Source organism: Mesorhizobium huakuii, assembly GCF_014189455.1.
Taxonomy (GTDB): Bacteria; Pseudomonadota; Alphaproteobacteria; order Rhizobiales; family Rhizobiaceae; genus Mesorhizobium; species Mesorhizobium huakuii_A.
Map to the genome: position 1 here is coordinate 481,817 of NZ_CP050299.1, position 26,858 is coordinate 508,674.

The window sequence follows — 26,858 nt, forward strand, 5'->3', positions numbered from 1 at the left end:
TGCCGTGCGGGGGCCGTCCACCCCAACATCGTGCGGCGGCCTAACGCCGACCGCGAAGAGAAGCGAGTGACCCGCGGGGCGACATGGTCCGGAAAAATATCAGGAGGAGCTTGACCTCAACGACCCCAATCAGAGAAGTCTTGAAGTCCATGCCAGCTACGACCCGGAACGTTAGCGTGTCGTCTCCGGGCTATCCTTAATCACTGTAGAGGGTTCTCCTACTCCGCACCAGAAATCGTCGCTTTTGAGCACACATAGCACAATAACGCTGATTTCCTGCGTCCTTATGGATATATTAGCGCAAAGCGACCCCATTGACCCTGCTACGTTCACGAAGCGGGCACCGTCCGGTATCAGAAATGGGCTAGAGCGAAGTCAGGGATCGAGGCGCGATTTGAAACCGCAGACAAGGGAAACTACTGAATCATAATTGATGCGAACGCATGGATATGAAGGTCGTCTCACGATGAGTTTTGATGGGACCTGCGAGAAACAATAGGGAGGAATTAATAGATGGTCAAATGTTCACTCAGTCGCCGTACGGTCTTGCATGCAATGCTGCTGGGATCGGTAGCGCCTTGGGTCATGAACTCAAGGGCCTTTGCCGCGCGATCCTGCGGCGATAACATCGTGCGCTTCGGCACAACCTCCGCCCCAGATACGATGAATCCCTTTGCTAGCTGGAACTCGTTTTGGCCGTGGGTCTTCGCCTATGACTGGTTTGTCTGCGTAGACGCCCAGCGCCACCCGGACCGGAAGGGATTTGCCAAAGATTGGTCCGTTGCCGCTGACAACGTCACGTGGACCTTCAAAGTCTGGCCGGGCATGAAGTGGTCGGACGGCCAGCCCGCCACAGCCAGGGACGCCGCGTTTACCTACAATTATTTGCGCGGCTCTATGGGTACGCCCAACGAGTTGAACGTTGGTTACAACAACATTACCGGACTGGAAAACGTCGAGTCGATTGCGGTGCTCGATGACGAGACTCTCCAAATCGTGACTAAGACCCCCACTCGTTGGCCGATCGACAATTCGACAATGATTGTGCCCGAGCACATCTGGAAGGACATTAGCTACGCCGATGCGCGCGGCGCCTTCCGCAACGATCCGCCGCTGGTAGGAACTGGTCCGATGATCGTTTCAGAGTTTCAGCAAGACCAGTTTGTCCGCTTGACTCCGAATCCGTATTTTCGCAACGGGCAGCCGGCGATAGTTGGAGCGATCCTCCAAATCTTCAAAACGTCCGATGCCCTGGGAGCAGGCCTGAAGAGCGGTAGCCTCGATTATGCTGCCAACCTGACAACAGCCCAGTGGATCGATCTCTCGAAAAATCCCGATATCGTGGTTGGACAACAGCGCATAGAGCAGCGGGATTTTTTGGCCTTCAATACAGCCTTTGGAAAAGGGGCAGGCAGCACGAAAGCCTTACAGGATCCCAAATTCCGCGATGCGATCGGCTACGCAATCGACCAGAAGGCCATCGTCGATCGAGCCATGCACGGACAGGCCGAACCCGGCGTCGGGCCGATCCCGCCTCTGTTAGCTGAATACTACTCGGACCTGAGCGATATCAGGCGCCACTTCGATCTTGCCGAGGCGGGACGCCGGCTAGACGCCGCCGGTTATCGCGACACGGACGGCGACGGCGTTCGCGAGGACAAGGAGGGCAAAAGCGTTCAGCTCGAGCTGGTCGCCAGTGCGAACAGCGGGGGAACGTGCCGATACCGATCGCGGCCGTCCAGCTCATTGCCGGTTGGCTCAAACAGATCGGGATTCCCGTGTCCGTGACCGAGCTGGACTTCGGCTCGCTCCAAGCCCGGACATCAGCACCCGAGAAAGGCGGCGGAGGCTGGGACCTCCTCATTGCCAATCGTTGGCCATTTGCCGCTCCCTTCTACCTGCTCGACATTGGAGATGGCAAAAGCATCGGCCTTTCAAATAAATCGTATTGGACCAACAGCAAATTCGATGAGCTCCTATCGGAGATCAAAGGCACCGTCGACCTCAAGAAGAGCCAGAAACTAGTCGATCAAGCGGCGCGCCTAATTTACACAGAGGCACCATACATCATACTAAGTTACCCATACCTGGTCGACGCCCGTCGCAAGGATTGCTTCAAGGGCTGGGGCACGCAGGACATTGTGTCGATGAATGGTTACTTCCCGATGGACCGTTTGGAGCCCATGTAAGATGGCATCTGGGGCATCTAAAGGGTCGACCGGTCGGCGCGCTTGGACCGTCCTCACACGAGCCGTCGTGACTCTCTTGATGGTAGCAGTCGTGAATTTCACTTTATTCAGAATCATTCCTGGAGACCCTGCTAGTTTGCTACTGGCTGGAGCGCGAGGTTCGATGACCTCCGAACAGCTCGAGGTGCAACGCCAGAATTGGGGTCTAGACAAACCATTGTTTCCGGATCAGATACTCGCCTACATGTCAACAACACTTCAGGGAGACTTGGGCTATAGCTTCAAGTTCAGGGGCAGGCGCGTCGCCGACTTAATTTGTGAGCGACTACCGGCCACCGTTGTACTGATCGGCTTAGCTCAGCTCATTGCAATCGTATTCGGGGTCGTGCTCGGCATCTACGCTGGGTGGCGGCGGGGCGGAGCCATAGACCATGTATCCACGGCAACTTCTTTGGCGCTTTATTCAACACCTCCATTCTGGCTTGGCATGATACTCGTGATGATATTTAGCACCGGGCTCGGCTGGCTTCCCGGCTATGGTGCCTATTCGCCGTCGTTCGCGTCTGTGGGTCTCGTTGACTGGATCGCAGACCGCATAAGCCATCTCGTGCTTCCGGCCTCCACGCTGGCGCTGGGTCTTATCGGACAATACGTGCTGGTCGCCCGCGCCGCGATGAGCGACGTCGTGACCGAGGACTACATGGTCACCGCTCGGGCCAAGGGACTAACTGGTCGCCAGATGTTGATGCGTCATGCTTTCCGCAATTCGATGCTACCTGTAGTGACCTTAATCGCCCTCAATCTCGGCTACGTGGTGGCTGGTGCCATCACCGTCGAATCCGTGTTTGCTTGGCCGGGGATTGGTGGTCTGACGGTCGATGCACTCAATGCGCGGGACTATCCGACCCTTCAGGGCATATTCCTATTGCTCGGTGTTTCGATCGTCGGCGTGAACCTCCTCGCCGATATTACTTACGGTTTTCTTGATCCGAGGGTCCGGCAATGAACGAAAGTAGTGCTGCATCCCGTTGGCGCGTCCGTGCGCGAGCAATCAATGCCTTTCTGAGCCAATTTCTTCACCATGGCGGTGCTCAGCTAGGGCTATTTTTTATGGTAATATTTCTTGTGCTAGCTGCGGCACCGGACACTCTCGTGGGACCGCTGGAGACGGTAGCAACCGCAACCGGCGATTTCCTGTCACCGCCGCAAAGGCAGCATGTGCTGGGCACCGATGAAGTCGGGCGGGATGTGCTCAACCTAGTGGTTCACGGGGCCCGAATCTCGCTTACTATCGCATTCCTCGCGACTGTGATCAGCCTCATTGTCGGGACAACCGTCGGCATGACGTCGGGCTACTATGGTGGGAAGGTCGACGTTTGGCTGATGCGTTTGACGGACTTCTTTTTCGTCCTTCCGTCCTTCGTACTTGCTCTTGTCATCACGCCCGTTGTTTTGGAAGTAATTGGGCGCGGCAGAGATATTCTTGGTTTTCGCCCTTCTCTTTTCGTGATCATTCTGGTCATTGGCTTGACGAGCTGGGCTTTTGTTGCACGCATCGTTCGAAGTCAGACCCTGTCACTGCGAGAACGCCAATTCGTCGAGCGCGCCCGGGTTGTGGGTACTAACGATCTCAACATTATGCTACGGCATATCCTGCCGAATCTCGTGCCGCAGGTCGCAGCCAACAGTGCCTTGGTTGTCGCGGGCGCGATCTATACCGAGACTGCTCTCTCATTTCTGGGACTCGGTGACCCTCTACAGCCATCTTGGGGCACTTTGCTTTCGCTCGCCCAGCGCGCCGGAGCCGCCAGTTCAGGAGCTTGGTGGTACCTCGGCGCACCGGGCGTGTGCGTGCTTACGGTTTCGCTTGGCTTCGTCCTGATTGGCAACGCACTAGACGACACCTTTAATCCAAGGCGCAGGGCGATCCCTTGATAAATTCCTCCCCAGATAAGGCATCGCTGCTTGAGGTCGACCGGCTTTCTGTTGACTATGGGCTTAAGGGTCGTTCATTACGAGCAATCGACGACGTAAGCTTCTCGCTCCGAGTCGGCGAGGCCGTTGCCCTCGTCGGTGAATCGGGCAGTGGTAAAACCACCACCGCGATGGCGATCGCGGGTCTGCTATCGCCCAACGCGCGGGTCAGCGGCGGCGAGGTACGCTATCGCGGTACCCGACTGCCGATCGACAATGATGCGGCCATGCGGCCTCATCGGTGGAGCGAGACCTCCGTTGTCTTTCAGGGAGCGATGAATGCGCTCAATCCCGTTCACCGCGTCATCAAGCAGATCGCCGAGCCATGCATGCTGAAGCTCGCGATGCCGAAGGCTGACGCATTCGCCCGAGCAAGGGAGCTGCTCGAACTTGTCGGCATTCCGGCGGATCGCGGCGCCGCCTATCCCCACGAGTTGTCGGGCGGTATGCGTCAAAGGGTGATGATTGCCATGGCGCTCGCGTGTCGCCCCTCGTTCATCATCGGTGATGAGCCCACCACGGCGCTGGACGTCATTACACAGTCTCAGATACTCAAACTGCTGGGTGAGTTGCGATCGCGGCTTAACCTTGCCCTGATCTTGATCACCCACGACCTTTCTGTGGTGGCCGAGTCTTGTGATCGCGTGATGATCATGTACGCGGGCCGGATCGTCGAGGAAGGCACTGTCGCTGAGATTTTCGCAAAACCCAAGCATCCCTATACCCAACTGCTGATCGAATCGATCCCGAACCCAGCGAACGGCAAACGGATGATCCGGCCCATCCCCGGTGATCCCCCAACTTGATGAACCGGCCGTCCGGCTGCGCCTTCCATCCACGTTGCCCGTCGGCCATGGCGATCTGCGCGACTGAACTGCCCAGCCTCGACAAGGCCGGCCGGAGACGTGTGGCCTGTCACCTTCACCGGTCACTTGACGCAAGAAGTGAAAATCGCAGCTAATGCCTGAGACCACGGCCATCCTGCACCTAGAAAACCTGCAGGTTCATTTTCAAATGCATGGCGGGTTCTTAGACCGTGTCCTCGGCCGCCCGCAGGGTGCTGTGCGTGCGGTCGACGGGATCGATCTCACCGTCGGACATGGCGAAATTGTCGCCCTCGTCGGGGAATCGGGGAGTGGCAAGACGACGGTGGGTCGGGTCATCACCAAGCTCGTTCAGCCGACCGGCGGCAAGCTCCTCTTCGAAGGCGACGATATGACCTCGGTGCGGGGCTCTTACGCCCTGAGACGCTACCGGCGCCGGGTGCAAATGATCTTCCAGGACGCCTATCAAGCCCTCAATCCGCGACAGACCGTGTTCGATATCGTGGCGGAGCCGCTGCGTTCACTACGGCTGGTCAAGGACAATAGCCAGCTGAGCGAGCGTGTCCAGCAAGCACTCTCTGCCGCCGGGCTCAATCCCCCTGATGAATATGTCGCACGTTTTCCCCACGAACTCTCCGGGGGGCAGCGCCAGCGGGTGGTAATCGCCGGGGCTCTTTCCGTGAAGCCGGATCTCATTGTTGCAGACGAGCCGGTCTCCATGCTCGATGTCTCGATACGCGCCCAGATCCTCCAGGTCCTGGTTGAACTCCGCCAGCAGCAGAACATGGCCCTCCTCTTCATCACTCACGATTTGGCTGTTGCCTGGCTGATCGCCGACCGGATTGCGGTCTTGTATCTTGGGCGGTTGGTCGAGATCGGTAGCGCCGACGACATCACGTTAAACCCCCGCCACCCGTATACGCGCGCGCTGCGCAGCGCCACTCCGCAGATTGGCAGCGAGATCGATCGCGGCGAGCAGTTGGTCCTGCAAGGCGAGGTTCCAAGCGCCGCGCGCGTGCCGAACGGGTGCCGGTTTCATCCACGTTGCCCGCTGGCTTTCGACCGGTGCCGGGAAGAGGAGCCGCCGGCCATCGAAGTGGGACCGCAGCACATGTCGGCCTGCTGGCTTGCGAAGTGAAGAACCCAAATCTCGCCCGCGATGGGAAACCCTATTGACCAGCCCTCGAAGAAGAAAACGCGAATGTGAGGCCCTCGCGCAAGCCGAACTCTGTCGGTTCCTGCATTATCCGATGAACGAGGGCGCATACTCTGCACCACTCCGGTGCCCACGCTCTAAGAGCACGTGCTCCAGTAGATCTCTGCGATCCAACGAGCCGGAGGATGGGGCCGCAACGCTGCTTTTGTCGCGCCAAACTGGCCCCGCATAGCGCAACACGAATCCACAAACCTCTTCGGACCGACAGCGACCTGCGGTTTTGCTCTACGATCTCGTAGGTTCGGTCCAGAGTGTTGCCATTCTAAGCGAGCGGCGGGATGGCCGCCCAACATCGAACGCTGCGAAACGGTATTTCATAAGCGCGCCGTAAATGCGTAAATGCGCGCTCTCGTTCTCAGCATTTGCAGCGGCATTGTCCGGCTCGAGATTATTGCGGACAAACTGTCACGGCACCACGGGCAAGATGATGTGAGAGGGATAGTTGCGATCATGATAGAGCGTGTTCTCGGCGATTGCGGTCGCGCTTTCCGTGGCATTGTCACCACCCGTGTTCAGATTGCGGGCATAGTGCGGGAAGCAGCTGCTCGCTACCTGTACGCGGATACGGTGGCCGGGGCCAAACCAGTTGCCGGTTGCCTGCATGTTCACCTCTATCCGATAAATCTTGCCAGGCGTCAGCAAGCTCGGGTCTCTGTAATCCTCAAGATAGCTCGCCTGCGCCGTATAGGCTTCACGATAACGCGCTCGCGCGATGCCTTTTTGAAGGTTGTATGCACGGCCATCCGGATAGACATCGCTCAGCATAACGATGAAGTCCGTGTCTCGGGCCGACGAGGATACGTAAAGCACCGCACGCAATGGACCGGTCACCTCCATGCCTGAACTAAGCGGCTCTGTTTGAAAAACCAGGCGATCAGGCCGTAGATCGACCTCCCGCTGGTCGGCGGCACTGCCGTCGGCCCGACCACGGATGCTTTCAGGGCTAGGTGTGGGATCGGCAGGATCATAGCGATAATGATCGGCGGGGCCTGTTGCCATCGCCATCGAAAGTATGCCATCGCCATTGCTCGTGTTCGCTTTCCCACCGCTTCTGAAGTAATAGGGCACGAAACGGGTTTCCGGCAGAGGCCAGCTATCGCCTGACTTCCAGCGGTTCGCTCCCATAAGATAATACTGGATGTGCGGCATCTCGAAGTCGCCCTGGCCGTCGCGCAGCCAGTGATCGAACCAGCGGAGGTATATCGACCAATAATCCTGGCGAATGTCGCCGACGTCGCGTTCACCAATTATGAACGGTGTTTGAGTCGATTCCGACTGGCAATGACCGGTGGGGGAGATTATCATATACTGATTACGCCGTACCTGCTCCGTCGTGGACTGCTTCTGGAAGGCGTTGAACAAATCCAAGGTCTCGTTGACCGAAACATTATACCAGGAGTCGACGAATAGCGCCGGCACGTTAGGGCGCGAACTTTCGTCGAACAAGGCGAACTGGTCCCACCATGGATCACTAGGCTCATGGATGACCCAATCCCGCCAGTCGTTGGGAAAGCCAGCGGATCGTTCGTTCATGTCGGCAACCGGAAGGCTTCGTAGCATTTCCTGATAGTCGATTTTTTCGGGCGTCTGGGAGCCCTGGTTACCATGATTGCGGAACCATTCGAATGCCCAGCCGATCTCGGGCACGCCGGAGACTATGACGTCGCCCGCCCGATTGCGCATCGCGCCACCTGCCGCCTGTGGGAGGATAGCCAGTAGCGCCGGCGGTTGCCGGGAGGCCATCAGAACCTGACTGATGCCCAGTGAAGAGCAGCCATAACCGCCGACCTTACCGTTGGACCAGGACTGCGCCGCGATCCAGCTAACAGTGTCGTAGCCATCGCCTGCTTCGCTCGCAGCCCCGCGGGAGCCCTCGGAACGGAAGCGGCCGCGAACGTCCTGCACCACGACGATGAAGCCTTGGCCAGCGAACATGAAGGCTATCCCATTCTTCATGTTCGAATCGCGCCCATCGCGATAAGGCGCTTTGCTATACGGCGTACGGATCAGGATCGTTGGTAGCCGCTCTCCGGCCCCGCGCGGACGGTAGATGTCGGCGTAAAGCCCGACGCCGTCAGTCATCGGTATGCGGACATCCTGCTCAAGGTCGACCGTGAAACGCGGCTTCGGGTACTCGTTGCATCTTTCGGAGCATCCGCTCTTCATGTTCCATTTCCCTTTCTTGGTTAGCGGTGCGGTGAATCCGCGACGAGCTTCCCTACTGCAAGCCTAGTCAGAGTTGCGGGCGCTTATCAGTCCAGGGCTGCAGCTGAGTCATTGTGCCCGCAATTGAGGGCGCCTGCCCCCGCGAAGAAGTCGAGATACTCACACCCTCTGCATCTATGAAGGTGGTGCCAAGCCCGCGGTCGATAGGACCGGAAACGGCCGGATGTAGCCACGCACGTCAGACTCGAGCGCTCGAAAAGCGCGAGGCTCACATCGTTCATAGCGGCGAAACTCCTTTCGGGGCGAAGACTTTCGAATTGGCAGTCTGCAGCCATGGGCGCCGCGGCCGGCATTGGGACTTGCGGACTCGACATCTGAATGTAGCAGTGTCAAATGGGGCGCTTTGGCGCGAATTATCTTCTACCAACGCAGGAAGTCGGCGTTTTCTGGCTTTCCGCGCATATAAGCCACGATTTGCTGGTGGGTGTGGTGGCCGTCCCCCATGAAGTGATCCATGTTGAACGTTGGTGCATGCTTGGTCTTTGCGCTACGGCTGGGGTTGCCGGCGAAGCTGGGCCGGGTTGCGCAGCCGGCCACAGGATTGCATCTGGCGCCCGGGGGTGTGTAATCCAAAGATAATGCGGTCGCACCGTGTTGTACAACTCGACCACGGAACGCCCGCAGGGTTGATGTTGAGCGCGAGCTTCTTTATCCATCGCATCCCTGGGCTGAGCGGCAAGTCTTTGTCCATGAGGTGATCGAGAAGGGTGACGTGGCGGTCTTCCGCTGCACCCTTTCTGGCCAGCCATTGCATCGGTGGCTGGAGATTCCGGCGTGGTTGTTCGACCGGGTGGTCAGCTCGAACTGGCGCATCGCGACTGTCGGCCAGGCCAACGAATTGACACCGTTGAGCCCTGGCGGACGTGATAAGCGTGGACATGGCGGCTGCCCGGGCAGCGCCGCGTTCGGAGCCGGCGAAGAGCCACGGTTTCCTGTTATGCAAAGGTGTGGATAACAGGAATTGGACTAACCCGCTCCGCGATCGCGGAGCGGCAAGGAGGGTGTGTGCCGACGTCGTGGTCTTGATCGCGTCGTCTGTCGCGCTGGTCATGTGTCCACAACAAGCTCCGACTGCGTCAGCATGGAGTGGCTGCTTGCAGCCCATTCCATCCAACAAAGGAGCTTGTCATGACCCACCTTCTGAGGACATGGAGGTGCGTACGGCGCGGCAATCAACCTGGAAGGAGCGTCAATCAGGATGGGAGCGTCGCCAGGGACGTCACGGAGGGAGGGCGTAGCCCGACTGGAGGGACGTTCCTGGCGACGGCGCGAACCCACATAGGGTTCACGCCGTCTGGTGATCGCGATGTGTCGGGTGCATTTCTTCTTCCCGCTCAAAGGAAGAATGAATGTCCGGCAGTCACATCACGGATCAACAATCGAGGCTCTATATGCAAAATCGCCAGAAGCACAGTGTCCCTGTCGCGGCCGCCAAATCAGGTTTCAGCCCATCCACTGGTTATCGGATCGAATCAGACCCCCGTCCACCAAGCGAAAAGAAGGCCAAACACGAACGACGTCGGCCTGATCCATTGGAAGGGATATTCACCGAAGAGGTGGTTCCCATGCTGCAAAGCGCTCCCGGCTTGCGCCCTGTCGGCATTCTTCGTGAGCTTTGCAAGCGTCATCCCGAGCTCGATTCTGGTATTCGCCGCACACTTGAGCGCCGGATCCGCGCATGGCGCGCGATCCATGGAGGAGATCAGGATGTCATATTCCGGCAGGTTCACGAGCCGGGACGCATGGGGCTGTCGGATTTTACCCATGCACTGGGCCTCAAGGTCACGATCGCCAGCGTGACCTTCGATTACCTGCTCTATCACTTCCGACTTGCATACAGTGGATTCGAGCATGCCGAGATTGTCGAAGGCGGCGAGAGTTTTGCCGCGCTGACAAGTGGTTTGCAGAACGCCCTTTGGTCTCTCGGCGGCGCGCCGCGCGATCACCGCACGGACAGTCTTTCGGCTGCATTCCGCAATCTCAATGCCGATACCGCACAGGACATGACAGATCGGTATGAAGCGCTTTGCGCCCATTACGGCATGAAGGCCAGCCGCAACAATCGCGGCGTCGCCCACGAGAACGGCGCGGTCGAAGGATCCCATGGCGATCTGAAGCGGGAACTGGAAGATGCTCTTCTCCTGCGCGGAACGCGTGACTTTGCGGACGTCACCAGTTTTGCCGCCTTCATCGACGAGGTTGTCGGCCAGCGCAATGCCCGTCGGGCCAGGGAGATCGCCATTGAGCGCGAAAGCCTGCTGGCGCTGCCGCGCAAGCGCCAGCCCGAAGGCGAAGACGAGATCGTCTACGTCACCAGCAGTGGAGGGTTTACCCTTCGCCGGGTCTTCTACACCGTTCCTTCACGGCTGATCGGACATCGGCTGCGCGCACGGCTCTTCAAGGAGCATATCGAACTGTTCCTCGGCGGCACGTCCCTGATGAAGCTGCCGCGCGTCAGAGGCCAGCTCGGCCCCACCCAGCATGTCGTGAACTATCATCACGTCATTCATTCCCTGCGCCAGAAACCGGGGGCTTTGCCCAGACTCGGCTATCGCGATCAGCTCTTCCCCAGGGATGCCTATCGCAATCTCTACAATGCCGCCATGGAGAGGCTGCCGGAACGCGATGCCTGCCGCCTGACGGTGGAACTGCTGAGCCTCGCCCATGAGCGCAATGTCGAGGCCGCACTCGCCCACGCCATCCAGGGCGAGCTCGATGCGGGAACCTTGCCGACGCTTGACGGCATGCGCGCCCGGTTCGCGCCGAACCCGGCCTGTGTCCCGCAGGTCAGCGTCAATCTGGGTAAACTGGTCGATTACGACAGGCTTATCGGCACCCGCGTGGAGGTCACGGCATGAGACCCAACGATCCTGTCGATACCGCGCGCTTGTCCCTGATGCTCACCGATCTGCGGCTGCCGGGCATCTCCAGGGCCTGGCACACCTTCGCCGAGCGGGCTGACACCGAAGGCTGGCCGGCTTCCCGGCTGCTGGCGGCGCTTGCTGAGTTCGAGGTCGCCGAACGCGAAACGCGGCGTATGCAGCGCCACCTCACTGAAGCGCGTCTTCCTCCGGGGAAAACCCTCGATGCCTTCGACTTCACGGCTGTGCCCATGGTCTCGAAGGCCCGGGTCATGGCATTGGTCGCGGGAGATGTCTGGTTGAAGAACGGCGCCAATCTGATGCTGTTTGGCGGGCCAGGCGGCGGAAAATCGCATCTGGCGGCCGCCATCGGCGTCGGGCTGATCGAGAATGGGTGGCGTGTTCTGTTCACGCGTACCACCGACCTTGTTCAGAAACAGCAAGCCGCCCGCCGCAATCTCGATCTCGAAGGGGCCATCGCAAAGCTCGACAAGTACCATCTGCTGGTGCTCGACGACATGGCATATGTGACCAAGGATCAGGCTGAAACCAGTGTGCTCTTTGAGCTGATCAGTGCGCGATACGAGCGCCGCTCGCTTCTCATCACCGCAAATCAGCCCTTCGGTGAATGGGACAAGGTCTTTCCCGACCCAAGCAGCGCAGGATACCCCTCTTTTTGATCGGTTGGTGTCTCATGTCACGGTGGTTGACCGTCGACACGCACTCTGTGGACAGCGGTTTGAGGTGGCATCACTTCGGTCCGGGCGCGGACCTGCCTTTGTTGTCATCCGCCTTCCGGATGGACGGTCGCGCAATATCCGCCGGTCAGTGACGGATTTGTCGCCTCCTAGCGATGACGATGGTGAACATCGTAGCGCGGCGGGAAAGTTAATATCCGTTCGGACTTTGCTTCCTTTAGTGTATTATGCGCGAATCACCTTTAGTAACTCAATGGCGAGTTGCGATGGTTGCTCATGCTTTGGCGCATCGGATTGCGGTGTCTCTAAGCCAGATACGCCCAGCCTTTGGAACAATCTCCCACCGGTATCTCAGCACCAAGTCGCGCAGATGCTCGCGACTCTGATCCGCCGGATGCCGCCGAACGCGCCAGCGGCGAGGGGGCGGTTTGATGTTGGCTATTCCGAGCAGTCCTGACGAGCGGCTCACGGCTGTCCGACGTTCAAAGTTCGCTTACGTGTATGTACGCCAATCATCAATAAACCAGGTGCGCCACCACCAGGAAAGCACCGAACTTCAGTACAGTTTGGTGGACCGCGCCGTCAGATTGGGTTGGCCGCCGGATCGTGTCGTCGTCATCGACGAGGATCTTGGAAAATCAGGAAACGGCCAAGTCGAGCGCGGCGGCTTCCAACGGCTCATCGCCGAGATCGGGCTCGGCAACGCGGGTCTGGTGGTCAGCCTCGATGCATCTCGATTGGCGCGCAACAACCGGGACTGGCATCAACTCCTCGAGTTGTGTTCATTGTTCGGCGTCGTCATCGCCGATGGTGAACGTCTCTACGATCCCTGCGCTTATCACGACCGGCTGTTGTTAGGGCTCTCGGGGATCATGAGCGAAGCGGAGTTGCACCAGATCCGCATCCGCCTGCATCAAGGGGAGAGGCAGAAGGCGGCGCGGGGCGAGCTTCGCATACCGCTGCCAGGTGGCTTGGCCTACAACCGCTCCGGCCAGATCGTGTTTAACCCTGATGAAGAGGTTCAGGCTCGGCTGCGTCTGATCTTCGACAAATTTAGAGAGCTTCAGACCGCGCGACGCGTTATGCGTTACCTGCGCACGCACGACCTACGCGTACCCGTGCGGCCGCTTCGCGGGCCGGCGCCCCATGAGCTGTTGTGGCGAGACGCCACCATCGCCCACGTCCATCATATTTTGCACAACCCGGCCTATGCCGGCGCATATGTCTACGGCCGGCGCCGAATAAATGCGGTCCGCCAAGGTCCGGGTTCGCACCGCGCAACCTCGAAGGTGGCCATTGACGACTGGGATATTTGCATCAAAGACGCACACCCTGGTTATATTAACTGGGAGGAGTTCATGGCCAATCAGCGACGCCTCGCCGACAACACCAATCTATACGAGGCCGGCCACCGCGGCGCGCCGCGCAGGGGCATTGCTTTGCTGCAGGGCTTGGCGGTCTGCGGCCAATGCGGACGGCGGATGACCGTGCGCTACAGCGGCCCCGACAGTGCATGCCCCGTTTACTGCTGCCTGGCGGACCGCAACCAGACCGGCAGCTCTCTCTGTCAGGAGGTTCGGGCGCCCGCAGTAGATGAGTTGGTCGCCCAAACCCTCCTGAAGGCGTTGGAACCTGACCAAATCGCCATCGCCATCGCTGCGCTCGACGAGATTGCGGAGGAAACACGAAGCCTCGAGAAACAATGGGCGCTACGGCGGGAACGTGCGCGGTATGACGCCGAGCGGGCTCGACGACAATACGACACCGTGGAACCGGAAAATCGTCTCGTCGCCAGAACCCTGGAAAAGGCATGGGAAGACAAGCTGCGCTTGATCGATGAGATCGAGCAGGAATATCGTCGGTGGAGAGACCGAGAGCCCTTGGTGTTACAGGCACAGGATCACGCGGCGCTTCAGGAACTCGCCGAGAATTTGCCGGCTATCTGGCACTCAGAAACCACCCAGCCAGAAGACCGCAAACGTATCTTGCGCTTCATCGTGCAGGAGGTCGTTCTCGACCAGAAGAAGATACGCGGCCAGGTCGCCATCAGGATTCTTTGGCAGACCGGGGCAACCAGCGACCATCAAATCCAACGGCGAGTTCAATCTTACGATCGAGACTATGGCGAACTCGAGCTTGTGCGTGAGCGGATCACGCAACTCAATGCTGCGGGCGATATGGACAGGAAAATCGCCAAAATATTGAATGACGAGGGCGTCCGCTCGGCGCGAGGCAAGCTGTTCAGCTATGAGAACATCTGGCTCTTACGCCACCGTTGGGGAATCCCCACAGCCAAGATCAACGGCGTCGCAGCCAATCCGCCGCGCTGGCCTGATGGAACCTACTCTGTACAGGGCGCAGCCGCTGCAATCGGCGTGACGGCTCAAACCATCTTCGACTATCTCGCCCAGGGCCTTGTCCACGGTCGGCAAAGCACGAAAGGCCAGCCTTGGCAGATCAGCCTTTCCAGCGACCAGATCGATCAACTTCAACGCCGACTGCAACGGACCAGGCGATCAAGGAAAGGTGCATCATGAAGCATTCGCGGACAAAGCCATGACGTTGGCCGCCATCGACAGACTGGTTCATCACGCGACGATCTTCGAAATGAATGTCGAGAGCTACAGGCGCAAAACCGCAATATCCCGTTTGACGGAAAACAGCGATGGCACGCCGGCAACGCTGGCCTCGGCCCTCGCTGATTGACGCGCCGCGACAAACAAACGTCAGCATAGATTGTCGCGCAAATGAAGGCCGGCCTCCCGCTTCAAACGGAGGCCGGCTTTTTTGGTGAGTTCACAGCGGCCCGCGACAAACATCTCTCATCCTGATTGACGCGCTCCGCGACAATCCAAAAACCGGCCTGGTGTCGCGCAGCGTCAACTACGAAAAATAGCCCTTGCAACTCACCGATTCACAGCCCATCTTCACCAAATCGCGGCCACCAAACTCTTCATCTTGATCGTCGCGCTTCCCATCCAAATTGTCGCGCCATAGGTGCGCAACCTCGCGCTCAACACCCAGCTCTCCTACCTTCAGCAGGTCTCGCTGTTTGCACGTCACTTCGGCAAGTCGCCGGACTTGCTCGGGCGAGGGGATATTCGGACCTACCAGGTCTATGACCAACGAGAAAGAAGCTGTCGCCCGGCTCGATCCATACCGCTTCGCGGCGCTGCGCTTCCTCTACAATGTGACGATCGAGAGGGATTGGGCGCTTGAAGAGGTCCTGCCGCTTCCCAAGAAGCCGCAGAAGCACCGGCAGGGCGCGCTGGAAAACCTGGACGTTGATCTTGGTCTGCTCGGAAACGGTGAAGGTGTGTCCTCCGCACCGGCAGAGTGCAGTTTTCAAGGCGCTGGATGGTAGTGCCTGCAGCGCGTCCGATCGGAGGCCACTTGATAAGGAGAGTGATCCGCAAATCCGAATGGCCTCGCGCGAATGTTCGCCACCACGCACGTGCCGCCGCGTTCGAGCCACAGCTTGCCTAGCGAGGAGTTGTGGTGGGGCAGGCGCGATATGCCGAACCCGCCGTAGGCTGTGAGATGAACCGGGGCATCCCCGGTCCCGTTCGCCGGACCGACCTGCGTATAGGGGATCATCTCACCATCAATCGAGACTGCCTCGTGGCGCGTGACCACGAGCCCGGATGCGTCGAAATTCTCCGGGTTGCGCTTCAGGATTACTGAAGCGTCGAGAGGCGGCGCGGCATCGAGGTCAAGTAGGAAAAGCTGCGGCGGCGTAATCGATGAGCCGAAACGAGGACCTCTCCATTGGTCTCGTGATGTTCCGCATCGAGTGACCAAAGGTTAACAGTCCCGCGGCCGGGCACGGTGTCCAGGGCTCGGCGCCTCCATTTCTGCCGGCCCGGCGTGAACGTCTCGAAAGAACGAGGTTCACCAGGTAGGAAATGATGAGCTCCCCGTTATTCCAGAAAAATGACTGCAGGGAGCGCCTCTCGCCTGGTTCAAACAGGGTGACAAAGCCGCGCTCGCCGGCCATGAAAGAGGAAAGCGAGATGCCGATCAGCGCGTCGGCGGCATAGGTAGTCCCTCCAACCGTCCAGAGTTTGCGCGGCTTTACCGCCAGCCAGTCATCGAAGCCATTCCACCAGGCGTCCCGAGGAAGGTCGATCTCAACCTTGGGCCCGCTTCTATCGCCAATGCGGACTATCTGCTCGAAGTAGGCCGGCTTCTCGATAAACCAAAGGCGGTCGCTTTCGGCGGTACGGTCCAGATGGCTAGACACGCCGATGGTTTCGGAACCAGTCTCGAAGATCATCGGCGCGGTGAGGGGATCCGCGCCACGCTTCCACAGCCGCACGGTGCGCGCGTAGCCGGAGCGGGTGGCCATGCCATCACCAAGCGCACTGGAAAGCAGAGGCGTGTCAGGGTCGAGCCAATCAATGCCGCCCTTGGCCTCCGGGAGATTGAAACCGTCGGCGACTAAGCTCAGAGTCCCTAGATCGAATTCGCGATGCGCGACCGCGTCGCTGCCGCCGCGCGACAGGCGCAGAACGGCTCTTTCCCGTCTCTCCGGCTCGATCGACGCGCCGCCCTAGATCCAGTCCTCTCCATCGCTAACGGCGAAGGCGTCCAGATCGAGCAGTACCTCCCATTGGGGATCCGCCTTCATGTAGGCGGCAAGGGTGGTCCGGCGCGCCAAAGTCCGCGCGGGTTACGGGCATCTTGCCAGAAATTGTAGAGGTGCTGACCGCGGCGCGCGATCAGCGGAATCTTGTCGGGACGGTCGAAAATCGCTGTCAGGGCCGCGCGGTCGCGCTCGAACTGCGTTCCGCCGAAGTGCTCCAGGGTCCTTGCCGACTGGTTGGCGGTCCAGTCAAGGGCCCGTTCGCCTTCCACATCTTCGAGCCAAAGGCAGGGATCATCGTCGGGAGCATTCAGCGTTGGACGGAAATCGAATGCGGTCATGTCCGGACAACCCCAGGAAAGAAAGCGCAAAGGCTTCCGTCGGGTCGGGAACGCTCAGTGTTCGCGGCGGCGACCGCATGTTCGAAAAGCGTGATCATGGGATGAGTTCTCCTCAGTCGGTGCGGCGCGGCAGTGCGTTTGCGGATAGGACTGCATGTGTCGTGCCAACTGAGAACATCGTTTCAGAACAATGCGATCACGCTGATAGCGCTGTGTCGCATGTCCGACATCGTCGAAGATCCAACAATGACTGCAACCGTAAACGCCTTATCGATCGTGTGCGAGCTGGCAGGACACCCTGCAAAACTCAAGCAGTGAAGCTCACAGCGCATCAGGTCGGGCGACCGGTGGGCCCCGTTCTCTTTTTCTCGGGTCTTCGAACTTTTCGTTGGCGTGAAGGTTCGCCTGCGGGGAAATTCCTTCCAGGAGGCCTTCGATGACCCAGCCTATTGCGCCCGACGTTACGACAACTTCGCGGCGTGCAATCCACCGTCCGCCATACCGACCCTTCAAGGAACGTCTGGAACGGGCGCAGGAGTCGATAGCGGCTATGAAATCGACTCCTTTGACCCGCTACAGGAGTTGGCCTCTCATGCATGGAGATTCGAGAGTCTTTGCCCGCAATCTGCGACAGCATCGACAGACAAAGAGCAGGACGCGTTGGCGCATGAGGCCGGCGTTGACCGGACTTAGAGTCCGTTTTGAAAATCACGGATGGGCGTTTCGGCGGATGAGATTGCCGCCCATTGCGACAAGGATCATGGCGTGAGAGACGTCGATGCGCTGCTCGTAGTCGCGCACGAGGCGGCGCCATCGGGTCATCCAGCCGAAGGTCCGCTCGACGACCCAGCGGCGGGGCAAGACTTCGAAGCCCTTCTGGTCGTCGGATCGACGGATGATCTCGACCACGAAGTCGAGATAGGCGGCTTTGTCCATGAGCTTCAGCCGGTCATAGGCGCCGTCGGCGAACAGATGCTTGACCCAGGGCCAGCGCTTGCGGATACCATCCAGGATCGCCTGAGCGCCGGCACTGTCGGAGATATCGGCGGTGGTGAGGTTGACCATCAACAGCCGTCCATCCGTATCGACGGCAATGTGTCGCTTGCGGCCGACAATCTTCTTGCCGGCGTCGTAACCCCTTGTTTCAGCTTGCGGAGCCTTGATCGACTGGCTGTCGATCACGCCAGCCGTGGGACTGGCCTCGCGCCCGGCTCGCTCGCGATCCAGCATCAGCGCCACGTCGTGGATGGTCTGGAACAGAAAGCGCCTCGCCAACTCGCGGAACCAGCCGTAGACCGTCTGCCAGGGGCCGAAATGGATCGGCAGCATCCGCCAACCGCAACCCGAGCGGACCAGGTAACGCACCGCGTTGACCACCTCCCGGAAATCAACCTCGCGCGGACGCCCGCGACGCCCAGGCTTGGGCATCAGCGGTGCGAACTGCTCCCACTCCTCGTCCGTCAAACCAGACGGGTAGCGCTTGGTCTTCTTGGCAATCTGGGCCATCCGGCCACGGCTCTGCTCTGTCCACATCCACAGCCTGAATCATAACCCAGCCTCAGACGGAACCCATAGCCAGCCGATTTTCAAAACGGTCTCTTACATCAGTGCGCTGGAACGTGGCGTGTAAGGCGCCACTATCGATATGATCGACAAGCTTGCCAAGGTACTCCAAATTGAACCGGCGGTCTTGTTGGATCGGCGGTCGCAGACAGACGCGCAATGATGATGCGCGGGAAAGTTTGACAGCGCTACGCGCCGTCCCCGCATCGACCGACAGCTCGGTTGAATAGACGTCGCACTCGATGCTGAGAGCCGTCGCAATCGATCAGGGCGTGCCTGGCGTGCAGTGGGTCCCGGTTGCCCGGCGCTGTCTCAAGGAATAGCGCACAAAATCCCCCCGGGGAAACTGATTCATGCGCCATTTAGCCACGTTCAGCGTTTTCCGATACCCGACGGGCACGCTACATAGCATGATCTGATCCATAAGTTGTTTTTAAATGCTTTTTTGCTTTGGCACGGTACATGCGCGGTCTACGGCAAAAGGCGTTCGGACTGAGGAGAGTCGTCTCATGGCCCCGAAAAGCCGCTGACTTACGCCACCTCCCAAGGCGTACCCGGCCCGGCAGCGAGCTCAGTCTCCTGCCGGGCATCCGGTTTCAGGGTGGATGTGCCCTGGTGTTCAGGAGTTGAAGTTGGGCGGCGGCAATGTCCGCGCCGAATGGAATATGAGAAGGCAATCTCCAACCGTCTCGAGTGGGATTTCCGACGGCATTAAGAAGCGCCGGATAGACTCAGCGCCCAGGGGCGAGGAACTCGTCGTCGAGGAGCTTTTGTCCGACGATGCGACGGTGGCATCGGAAAACATCGCCGGCATGAGCGACCGCAGCCGGCGTCTGTTCGACGGGATGATCGCGTCGGCGCCGTCCGTGAGCGGCGCATGTCCATCACCGCATGAACAGATCCGCGGCGACAACTCCTGCGCCCAATCGGACGCGACGCTCGGCTGCTATTTGTCCGTCGCTGCTGAGATACCCCACTCGGATCGGACGCGCGCCCTCGTCACCGAATTCCCGACCGATCGGATCCCGACGGAGACAGATGGCCCCGTCACTCAGGTTGACGGTCGTCCCAGCGAGCGCGCTGACGGGAACAACTGCCGTCGCCGCGATTGCTGACGTTCGGAATTTCCCGGTCGATGCCGCCTCGCGACCTCGGTAAGATTAAACCTTCGCTTCCTGCTGGGCGGCGCCCTTGACGGGCTAGAAAAATTGTAATCTTCGTGCTACATATTCAGTCATATTGTAGTACGGAGGTGTCAAATGCCAACCCCACACAACCCGCATGGCACCCGGACCGCTTCTCGCTCGAGCCAGATCTTGCTCTGACCCGCGGGGCCTTCGCTCCTTCTGCCGGTCTCGCGACTTTCGGGTCCATCGGCGACTCGGCGCCAGATACTTGGGGGCGCCATCATACTCGAAAAGGATGGTCTCCGTGCCGCGGACGCGATTGCTCCTCGCCATTCCGATCGGGCGTATGCGACCGTCCAGATCGATATGCACCTCGAACTCAGTCATCGCGCGATGATCCGACTGGCCGCCTGAGATGGACGTGCGTAGGCAGATCGGCGCTGGCCAGCGCCTGTCCGACGCTGTCGTTTCTGATGTCGGCAACTTGACTCAGGCCCTCTAGCAGGCCGAGCGCCTGCAGGACGCCGGCATAAATGCCGATGCTGACGTTGTTGTCCCCGAGGACACCTGTTCGCTCGATCTTTTCTGCGTCGGAGTTTTTTGCGCTCACGCTGGCGCAAGCCCGGGCGATTATCAAAGGAGTCGCGGCCGTGACCGCGACATGGCGGGACGCCGCCAACGCAGTCGGCGCCCGCTCGGCCGAGATAAACCGCATGGCCAGCGCCTTCGAGCACGACGACCTCAAGCGGGCGCTGGCGCTGTGACAAGGACATTCCTTCACAGTTTCGATCCAGCAGCGCCAGTCCCGGCGGCCCCGCGTCGCATGAAATACGACACAGATAAACGAAAGGAACATACAGACAGTGATTACCCGAGGGGTGATCCGGATCGCTCCCAAGGGAACGATGGGCAAGGCAATCTCGTAGGAAGTCTAGGTCCTGGATGGACCCTCCCAGGGACGTTCAACAGATTGAGAGGCCGCGCTCTCCTACCCCATCACGCGGCCGGTTCGGTGCAGACCGCGAAGAGAAGCGAATTACCAACGGGGCGACATCGTTCGGAAAAGACGGAAAGCCTGACCTCACCGACCCCAATAGGAAAACTCCAGCCTCGCCAGCGCCTCCGCGTCTCCAGCAGGGCCTGCACCGCCTGCGCCGCGCCCTTGGCATCCAGGATCTTGAGGATATCGTCCTTGCTGGGTTTCTGGCCGCCGAGCCCGAGTTTCCCCAGCGGCTCCGCATTGTCCACAAAGGCCTTCAAAGCAAGTGATCCCACCGGTGGCGGCGGAAGCGATGATATCCTTGCACTACAGTGCCAAAGGTTCATCGGCCAGGCATTGCTGTGGACGAACCTCCCGGAGCGGGGCACGCAACGTATCTGGGACTGTGGCCTTGGGATCGCGATCCGTTCATCATCCAGGAGTTTCGCTTCGCGCCAGATGTTCCCGACATCCAACCGCGGGTCTCGACCACAATGTCCCGATCGCTGCCTCCTATTCCAGGCGCAGACCCCAAGGATCGCCTGATGCCGATCTGAGCTGACGTCGCGCAAGCATCGGTCAAGTAGCGTTCGCCCTGCCGGACGCAGGCGAGCCACGCGATGCCGTAGGCTACCGGCAAGCGTCTGCGTATCAAGATCCAGGCCGCCCCCATAAGCTTCAGTCGATCGAGCAGTGGGCTCGCTGCCATGGGCGGAACCGATGAAGCCGCTGATCTACCGGTCCACGCGGCGCGCGACTGCAAACAAGCCCGACGTAGAGACCTTGTTCGGGCCGCTTGCCGAACTGCAACTCGAAACGTTCGAAGCCTCTCGGCGAGGACCGCCTGGTCCCTCGCAAGCTTGTCGCCCGCCACATGCGCCTTCTGCGCCGACAACCAGGCGCTTTCCTCGTCGAGACAACATCCAGCCAGTACTTCAGAATTGCGTCTGCACGGGTTGCGGAGCCGCACGCCGGCACCCATCGAGCAGCGATCTTTCGATTCCCGTATTCGGAGATCGCTCGCGCGGTTGCCGTATCTGCGAACCGCGCAAGCAGATGCTTCAGATTCCGCCCATGCAAAGGTATTTCATTTCGAGGTAGTCCTCGAGGCCATGGCGGGAACCCTCCCGCCCGATACCCGACTGTTTGATCCCGCCAAAGGGTGCCGCTTCCGAGGACATGCGTCCCGTGTTGATACCGACCATGCCATATTCCAGGGCCTCGGCCACACGCCAGACTCGCTTCAGGTTTGAGGCATAGAAGTAGGCAGCGAGGCCGTAGATCGTGTCGTTGGCCTCACGCACGACCTGATCCGCATCGTCGAAGCGAATGATTGGCGCCAGCGGCCCGAAAGTCTCTTCCTGCGCAACCGCCATCACGCTGGAAATCTCGGTGAGGACCGTTGGTTCGAAAAACGTGCCATCCTTGCCGATGCGATTGCCCCCGCATCGAATTGTACCGCCTTTTTCGACCGCATCCGCAATATGGGATTCGATCTTGGCCAGAGCATGCTTGTCTATGAGCGGTCCGATATCCACCCCGGGAGCGAAGCCGTCGCCGACCGATAAGCGGCGGACTTTCTCCACGAATTTCTCGACGAACTCGTCGTGAACTTTCGATTGAACGTAAAGGCGGTTCGCCGACACGCAGGTCTGGCCGGCATTGCGGAACTTCGCCTGGATCGCACCGTCGACCGCAGCGTCGATTTCGGCGTCGTCGAAGACGATGAAAGGTGCATTGCCGCCGAGTTCGAGGCTGACCTTCTTGATCTGGTCCGAGCATTGGCGCATCAGCAGCCGGCCAACCTCGGTCGATCCTGTGAAGCTGATCTTGCGGACCTTGGGATTGGCACAAAGTTCGCGGCCAACCGCATCACCTTCGGACGCATAGATCAGGTTGACGACGCCTTCGGGAAAGCCGGCCTGATGGGCGAGGGCGAACATTGCGCCAGCCACGAGGGGGTCTGCTCAGCGGGCTTGAGGACAATGGTGCAGCCTGCGGCCAAGGCTGGCGAGATCTTGCGTGCGACCATGGACGCTGGGAAATTCCAGGGTGTTATCGTCCCGACGACGCCGATCGGTTGCTTGATCACCAGCATCCGACGGTCCGTCGATGGTGCGGAGATCGTCTCGCCATAGATGCGATTGGCCTCCTCGGCGTACCATTGCAGGTACGCCGCAGCATGCGACACCTCCGATTTGGCTTCGGCAAGCGGCTTGCCCATCTCCGCTGTGAGTATAGCGGCGAGATCGTCGGCGTGGTCGATGATCAACTGATGCCAACGCCACAGAACGTCGCTGCGCTCACGTGCGGTCAATCCTGCCCATCCAGGTTGGGCGCCATAGGCCTTGTCGATCGCAGCGCATGTTTCCTCGACACCCATGTCGGGAAGCTCTGCCAGGACTTCGCCAGTCGACGGGTTGACGACCTCGAATGTTCGGTTGCTAATGCGCGTGCCAAGTGCCGGCAGGCGATCAATGGGTCCAAACAGGGCGGGGGATTTCAGGTGACGGATCATCGGCAGGCACAGGGGCAATACCGGATTCCTCTTCAGCGCAGCAGAGATGTATGTCGGCAGGGTTCGGTGTATTCCGCAAGCGCGGGAACGTAGTAGGACCTCGGCCAAACAGCTGGTAGGCCACCGTCCCCAAACTGGAAAGGGAGGATACTTTTGAATTCTCTAATAGATGCTCGCGGTTCTCGCTAGGCGAAAAAATCAGAAGTCGGCTTCGCCATCCGCACGCAGTGCATGCAGGGGGCCTGCGCCTTCAATCTGCGGACCATGATCGGGGTCCTCTATCCACCCGAAGAGAAGCTGGCGTGAGGAGGAGCGTGCCACAATCAGGCGAGTCGGCCGCCTGAACCGGCAGACGCCCCGCAAGGGCCGCCAAAACCGCTCGGCGGGCTTCTAAAAAACCACTAGCCCACCGAACAGGGTTTCGCTCCCCCATGGGAAGACCTCACAAGGGGAAAAGGAAGGCGAATGGCGACCTGGTCTCATCCTTTGCCCCCCAGCGGCGGGCCGACCACCATAATGGCGGGCTCGGCCGAAAGCAGCTTCTTCGCCGCAGCCTTGACCTGGTCGAGCGTCACCTGATCGATGAGGGCGGTGCGGCGCTGGATGTAGTCGGTGCCGAGATTGTTGAGCTGCAATCCGACGAGCGTGGCTGCAATCGAGCTGGAGGAATCCAGATAGTTGATGGCATAGGCCCCGATCAGATGCTTCTTGCTCGCCTCGAGCTCGGCCTCCGTCGGCCCCTGCTGTGCCATCTGCTTCACAACCTGATGCACGATGCTCAGCGTCTCGGCGGCGCGGTCGGAGCGTGTCGCCGTCGTAACCAGCAGCGCATAAGAATGCTCGTAACCGGCCAGATAAGAGCCGACGCGATAGGCAAAGGCCGCGCTTTTCGCGCACCTCCTCCCACAGGCGCGACGTGGAGGGCGAGCCGCCGAGGATATCGTTCATCAGCAGTGCGGCGAAGAAATCCGGCTCACTGCGTCCGATGCCAGGAAAAGCCAATTGCAGCGAGGTCTGCGGAAGCTCGTAGTTCACCTCCACCTGCTGTCCGAGTTTCGCGGCGACATCGGCAACGGGGGAGAGCGTCTGCTTCTCGTGCAAATCGCCGAACAGCTGGTCGAGCTTTTTACTCAGCCTCTTCCCGTCGATGTCGCCAACCACGACAACATGGAGCCCGTCGCGTGCGAAAATGGCCTTGTGGAAGGCGCCGAGATCGGCCGCCGTTATGCCGGCGAGGCTCACTTTGGTCCCTTCGTCCGGCCTCGAATACGGATGCGTGCCGTAGATCGCGCGTAGCCATTTGCGCTGAGCGATCGCATCGGGGTCGGGCTCATTGGCAATGATGCCGGAGAGCACCTGGGCGCGGATGCGGTCGACCGGCTCCTGGTCGAAGCGCGGCCTGTTGACCGCGAGCCTGAGCAGATCGAAAGCGGCTTCCTGTTGTTCCGAAAGCATGCGCATCGAGCCGTGGATGCCGTCGCGTTGCGCGTCGAAGCTCATCTCGGCGCCGGCATCGTCGAGCTTCACCTGGAAGGCATCGCTGTCGAGATCGCCGGCGCCCTCGTCGAACAGGCGGGTCATCAGATGAATGAGCCCCTCCTTGCCGACCGGGGCCTGCGTGGTGCCGCCCTTGAAGACGAAGCGGACCGAGATAATCGGCACCGTATGGTCCTCGACCAGCCAGGCGTTGATTCCCTTTTCAGATTTCACCTCCTGGATGTTCATCGCCGCATGGGCCCTGACCGCAGGCAGGATGAGGAAGAGGATGGCGAGGAGGAGGATGGCCAGCGGGGTGGCGAGGCGTGCGACGCTGCCTTCTGCCGCTGAAAGCGGAAATGGCAGGGCTTGTGCATAGGCGGCACGGTGTTGGTTCATCGTCACATCAATTCTCCGTCTTGGGCAAGAGATAGCCGGTGGTCGAATGGTCGGACACGAGATAGCGGGCGGCGACGGCCTTCACCTGATCGGCGGTGACCTTGCGGATGCGGTCCGGCCATTCCTGTACATCTTTTACGGTACCGCCGGTGGCAAGCGTCGAGCCATACATGTTGGCGAGGTAGTCCTGTTCGTCTTGGGCGAAGATCACCGAGCGGACATAGCGGTCTTTGGCCTTTTCCAGCTCTTCATCTGTCACACCGTCCTTGGCGATGCGGGCGACTTCGGCGTCGGCCGCGGCTTCTAGGTCGGCAAGCCTTGCACCGCCGCGCGGCGAGCCGTAGATGCCGAAGTTGGTGGCATCCAGCATGGTGCCCTGGAAATTGGCGCTGGCCTCGGTGGCTATTCCCTGTTTCACCACCAACTGCTGGTAGAGCCGGCTGCGGCTGCCGCCGCCGAGGATCTCGGCCAGGAGGTCGAGCGCCTCGGCCTCGCCAGGTTCGGCCGTATGATAGGACGGCACCACCCATTGCGTGGAAAAGCGGGGCACCGAAACGCGCGCGTCGGTGAGCGTCACCGTGCGCTTGGTGTTCTGCTCCGGCTCGACCGGCCGGACTCGCGGCTGCTGCTCCGGTCCGCGCGAGAGCTTGCCATACGTCTTCTCGGTCAGCGCCTTCACCGTCTCCGGGTCGACATCGCCCGCCACCACCACAACGGCGTTGTTGGGGTTATAATATTTGTTGTAGAAGGCCGCGGCGTCGACGCGGTTCAGCTGCTCCATCTCTTGCATCCAGCCGATGATCGAAATGCGGTAGGGGTGGTTCTGCCAGAGTGTGGCGTCGACCTCCTCGTCCAGCACCGCCTGCGGGTTGGTCTCGATACGCCAACGGCGCTCCTCCAGGATCACGTCGCGCTCGGTCTTGATGACATCGTCGGTGAGGATGAGGTTGCGCATACGGTCGGCCTCGAAGCCCATCATCTGCTCCAACGCCGAGGGCGCCACTCTCTGGTAGAAGGCGGTATAGTCGTAAGAGGTGAAGGCATTGTGCGAGCCGCCGATCTCGGCCACCGCGCGGTTCAGCTCGCCGGCGACGTGATTGGCCGTGGCCTTGAACATCAAATGCTCGAAGAAATGCGCGATGCCGGATTTACCCGACGGCTCGTCGGCGCTGCCGACCTTGTACCACACCATATGGGTGACGATCGGCGCGCGGTGATCGGGGACGACGACCACCTCCATGCCGTTGTCGAGCAGGAAATCCGTCACCTTGCCGTCGTCGGTGGCGGCCAGAGCCGGAGCGGTCATCGCGAAAACCAAGGCGGTCTCGATGAGTGCCCTGCGCAGCCACCGTGACGGAAGTTTGGTGGATGGCTCCGGTTGTGGTGGCCGGACGATCGGCAAGGTTCGTGGCAAAGCGATTTCCTTAATTTGAAGGCGCTGCGTCCCCGTCTCCCCGTGTGGGAGAAAGTGGACCGGTAGGCAGCGCCGATCCACCCGAGCCGCCTGCATGTTGCCAGGCCTTGCTCGAGCCTCATCTTTGGATGCGTCCGGGAGACGTGCGGCGTTATTTTTTGGTGAGGTGACCATGGGACGGCTTCTCCTTGGTCCGTGACGCGTTTGCGGATGACCGCGCACGTGCCGTGCCAAATGAGAAAACCGTTTCGGCAATGTGATAAATCGGGCTCTGCTATGTTGCGTATCCGACATTGTCGGACATCGGACGGCGCCGAACGCGAAGCGCTTGCGGCTTGGGACGATATCTTGCTCGTGCGGAAGACGATTGAGCGTGCTGCCGCGGGAGGGATAAAATGCGCCTCGAACTGGCCGCGGCACTGAGAGGGTTGGAATGGAGACGATGTGGTGGTCGACGCAGAACGCTGT

Annotated in this window: 15 protein-coding genes and 7 pseudogenes; 13 read left to right on the forward strand and 9 right to left on the reverse strand. The window is 60.0% G+C overall.

Features of this window, described 5'->3' with window-relative positions:
* The first annotated feature begins 585 nt into the window (after positions 1 to 585).
* From HB778_RS39985 to HB778_RS40005, 6 genes and pseudogenes are all read left to right on the forward strand, one after another.
* Positions 586 to 1,788, forward strand: a complete 1,203-nt coding sequence (locus tag HB778_RS39985) for an ABC transporter substrate-binding protein (RefSeq protein WP_244662137.1) — start codon at positions 586 to 588, stop codon at positions 1,786 to 1,788.
* A complete protein-coding gene (locus HB778_RS42565) occupies positions 1,785 to 2,189 on the forward strand; it encodes a hypothetical protein (protein WP_244662138.1) in 405 nt (134 codons plus the stop codon). Before HB778_RS39985 ends, HB778_RS42565 begins: the two co-directional genes overlap by 4 nt.
* A 1-nt stretch (position 2,190) precedes the next feature.
* Entirely contained in the window at positions 2,191 to 3,195 is a 1,005-nt protein-coding gene (locus HB778_RS39990; protein ID WP_183465640.1) for an ABC transporter permease, read from the forward strand.
* Positions 3,192 to 4,124 carry an ABC transporter permease gene (locus HB778_RS39995; protein WP_183465641.1) on the forward strand — a complete coding sequence of 311 codons (933 nt, stop codon included), beginning with the start codon at positions 3,192 to 3,194 and terminating at the stop codon, positions 4,122 to 4,124. Before HB778_RS39990 ends, HB778_RS39995 begins: the two co-directional genes overlap by 4 nt.
* Positions 4,121 to 5,124 (forward strand): annotated as a pseudogene (locus HB778_RS40000) (ABC transporter ATP-binding protein). The gene HB778_RS39995 and the pseudogene HB778_RS40000 overlap by 4 nt, the downstream one beginning before the upstream one ends.
* Positions 5,124 to 6,125, forward strand: a complete 1,002-nt coding sequence (locus HB778_RS40005) for an ABC transporter ATP-binding protein (protein ID WP_183465642.1) — start codon at positions 5,124 to 5,126, stop codon at positions 6,123 to 6,125. Before HB778_RS40000 ends, HB778_RS40005 begins: the two are co-directional and overlap by 1 nt.
* A gap of 483 nt (positions 6,126 to 6,608) precedes the next feature.
* Here the strand turns inward: HB778_RS40005 and HB778_RS40010 are convergent, their stop codons facing one another.
* Positions 6,609 to 8,285: a CocE/NonD family hydrolase gene (locus tag HB778_RS40010; RefSeq protein ID WP_244662140.1), complete on the reverse strand. Its 1,677-nt coding sequence runs from the start codon at positions 8,283 to 8,285 to the stop codon at positions 6,609 to 6,611.
* Between the two features lie 1,493 nt (positions 8,286 to 9,778).
* Between HB778_RS40010 and istA the strand changes: the two genes are divergently transcribed.
* The 5 genes and pseudogenes from istA to HB778_RS40035 form a co-directional block, all read left to right on the forward strand.
* Positions 9,779 to 11,287, forward strand: coding sequence for an IS21 family transposase (gene istA / locus HB778_RS40015; RefSeq protein WP_183465630.1), 1,509 nt, complete (start codon positions 9,779 to 9,781; stop codon positions 11,285 to 11,287).
* Positions 11,284 to 12,001, forward strand: a pseudogene (gene istB / locus HB778_RS40020) (IS21-like element helper ATPase IstB); the annotation flags it as partial. The gene istA and the pseudogene istB, both read left to right, overlap by 4 nt.
* Positions 12,002 to 12,419: 418 nt before the next feature.
* Positions 12,420 to 14,525 (forward strand): recombinase family protein, encoded by a 2,106-nt coding sequence (locus HB778_RS40025; RefSeq protein WP_183465644.1) that lies wholly within the window; start codon positions 12,420 to 12,422, stop codon positions 14,523 to 14,525.
* Positions 14,524 to 14,694: pseudogene (locus HB778_RS40030) on the forward strand (ATP-binding protein); the annotation flags it as partial. The gene HB778_RS40025 and the pseudogene HB778_RS40030, both read left to right, overlap by 2 nt.
* A 291-nt stretch (positions 14,695 to 14,985) precedes the next feature.
* Positions 14,986 to 15,241: pseudogene (locus HB778_RS40035) on the forward strand (phage integrase N-terminal SAM-like domain-containing protein); the annotation flags it as partial.
* A 459-nt stretch (positions 15,242 to 15,700) separates the two neighbouring features.
* On the opposite strand, the gene HB778_RS42570 reads toward HB778_RS40035, so the two are convergent.
* The 3 genes from HB778_RS42570 to HB778_RS40050 form a co-directional block, all read right to left on the reverse strand.
* On the reverse strand, positions 15,701 to 16,336 hold the full coding sequence (locus HB778_RS42570; RefSeq protein ID WP_244662141.1) for a hypothetical protein: 636 nt from the start codon (positions 16,334 to 16,336) through the stop codon (positions 15,701 to 15,703).
* A gap of 278 nt (positions 16,337 to 16,614) precedes the next feature.
* Positions 16,615 to 16,944 carry a hypothetical protein gene (locus tag HB778_RS42575; protein ID WP_244662142.1) on the reverse strand — a complete coding sequence of 110 codons (330 nt, stop codon included), beginning with the start codon at positions 16,942 to 16,944 and terminating at the stop codon, positions 16,615 to 16,617.
* A gap of 678 nt (positions 16,945 to 17,622) precedes the next feature.
* Complete coding sequence (locus HB778_RS40050; protein ID WP_183465646.1) at positions 17,623 to 18,447, reverse strand: IS5 family transposase; 825 nt, start codon at positions 18,445 to 18,447, stop codon at positions 17,623 to 17,625.
* A gap of 662 nt (positions 18,448 to 19,109) precedes the next feature.
* Here HB778_RS40050 and HB778_RS43020 point away from each other — a divergent pair.
* Positions 19,110 to 19,592 (forward strand): hypothetical protein, encoded by a 483-nt coding sequence (locus tag HB778_RS43020; RefSeq protein WP_183465933.1) that lies wholly within the window; start codon positions 19,110 to 19,112, stop codon positions 19,590 to 19,592.
* 391 nt (positions 19,593 to 19,983) lie between these two features.
* Here the strand turns inward: HB778_RS43020 and HB778_RS40065 are convergent, their stop codons facing one another.
* On the reverse strand, positions 19,984 to 20,184 hold the full coding sequence (locus tag HB778_RS40065; protein WP_244662208.1) for an XRE family transcriptional regulator: 201 nt from the start codon (positions 20,182 to 20,184) through the stop codon (positions 19,984 to 19,986).
* On the opposite strand from HB778_RS40065, the pseudogene HB778_RS42585 reads away from it, so the two are divergent.
* Positions 20,164 to 20,368 (forward strand): annotated as a pseudogene (locus tag HB778_RS42585) (type II toxin-antitoxin system HipA family toxin); the annotation flags it as partial. The gene HB778_RS40065 and the pseudogene HB778_RS42585 overlap by 21 nt on opposite strands.
* A 232-nt stretch (positions 20,369 to 20,600) precedes the next feature.
* Here the strand turns inward: HB778_RS42585 and HB778_RS40070 are convergent.
* From HB778_RS40070 to HB778_RS40085, 4 genes and pseudogenes are all read right to left on the reverse strand, one after another.
* Positions 20,601 to 20,852 (reverse strand): hypothetical protein, encoded by a 252-nt coding sequence (locus HB778_RS40070; protein ID WP_183465647.1) that lies wholly within the window; start codon positions 20,850 to 20,852, stop codon positions 20,601 to 20,603.
* Between the two features lie 792 nt (positions 20,853 to 21,644).
* Positions 21,645 to 23,101, reverse strand: a pseudogene (locus tag HB778_RS40075) (NAD-dependent succinate-semialdehyde dehydrogenase).
* Between the two features lie 479 nt (positions 23,102 to 23,580).
* Positions 23,581 to 24,976: pseudogene (locus HB778_RS40080) on the reverse strand (M16 family metallopeptidase).
* Positions 24,977 to 24,983: 7 nt separating this feature from the next.
* A complete protein-coding gene (locus HB778_RS40085; RefSeq protein ID WP_183465648.1) occupies positions 24,984 to 26,282 on the reverse strand; it encodes a M16 family metallopeptidase in 1,299 nt (432 codons plus the stop codon).
* Between the last annotated feature and the right edge of the window lie 576 nt (positions 26,283 to 26,858).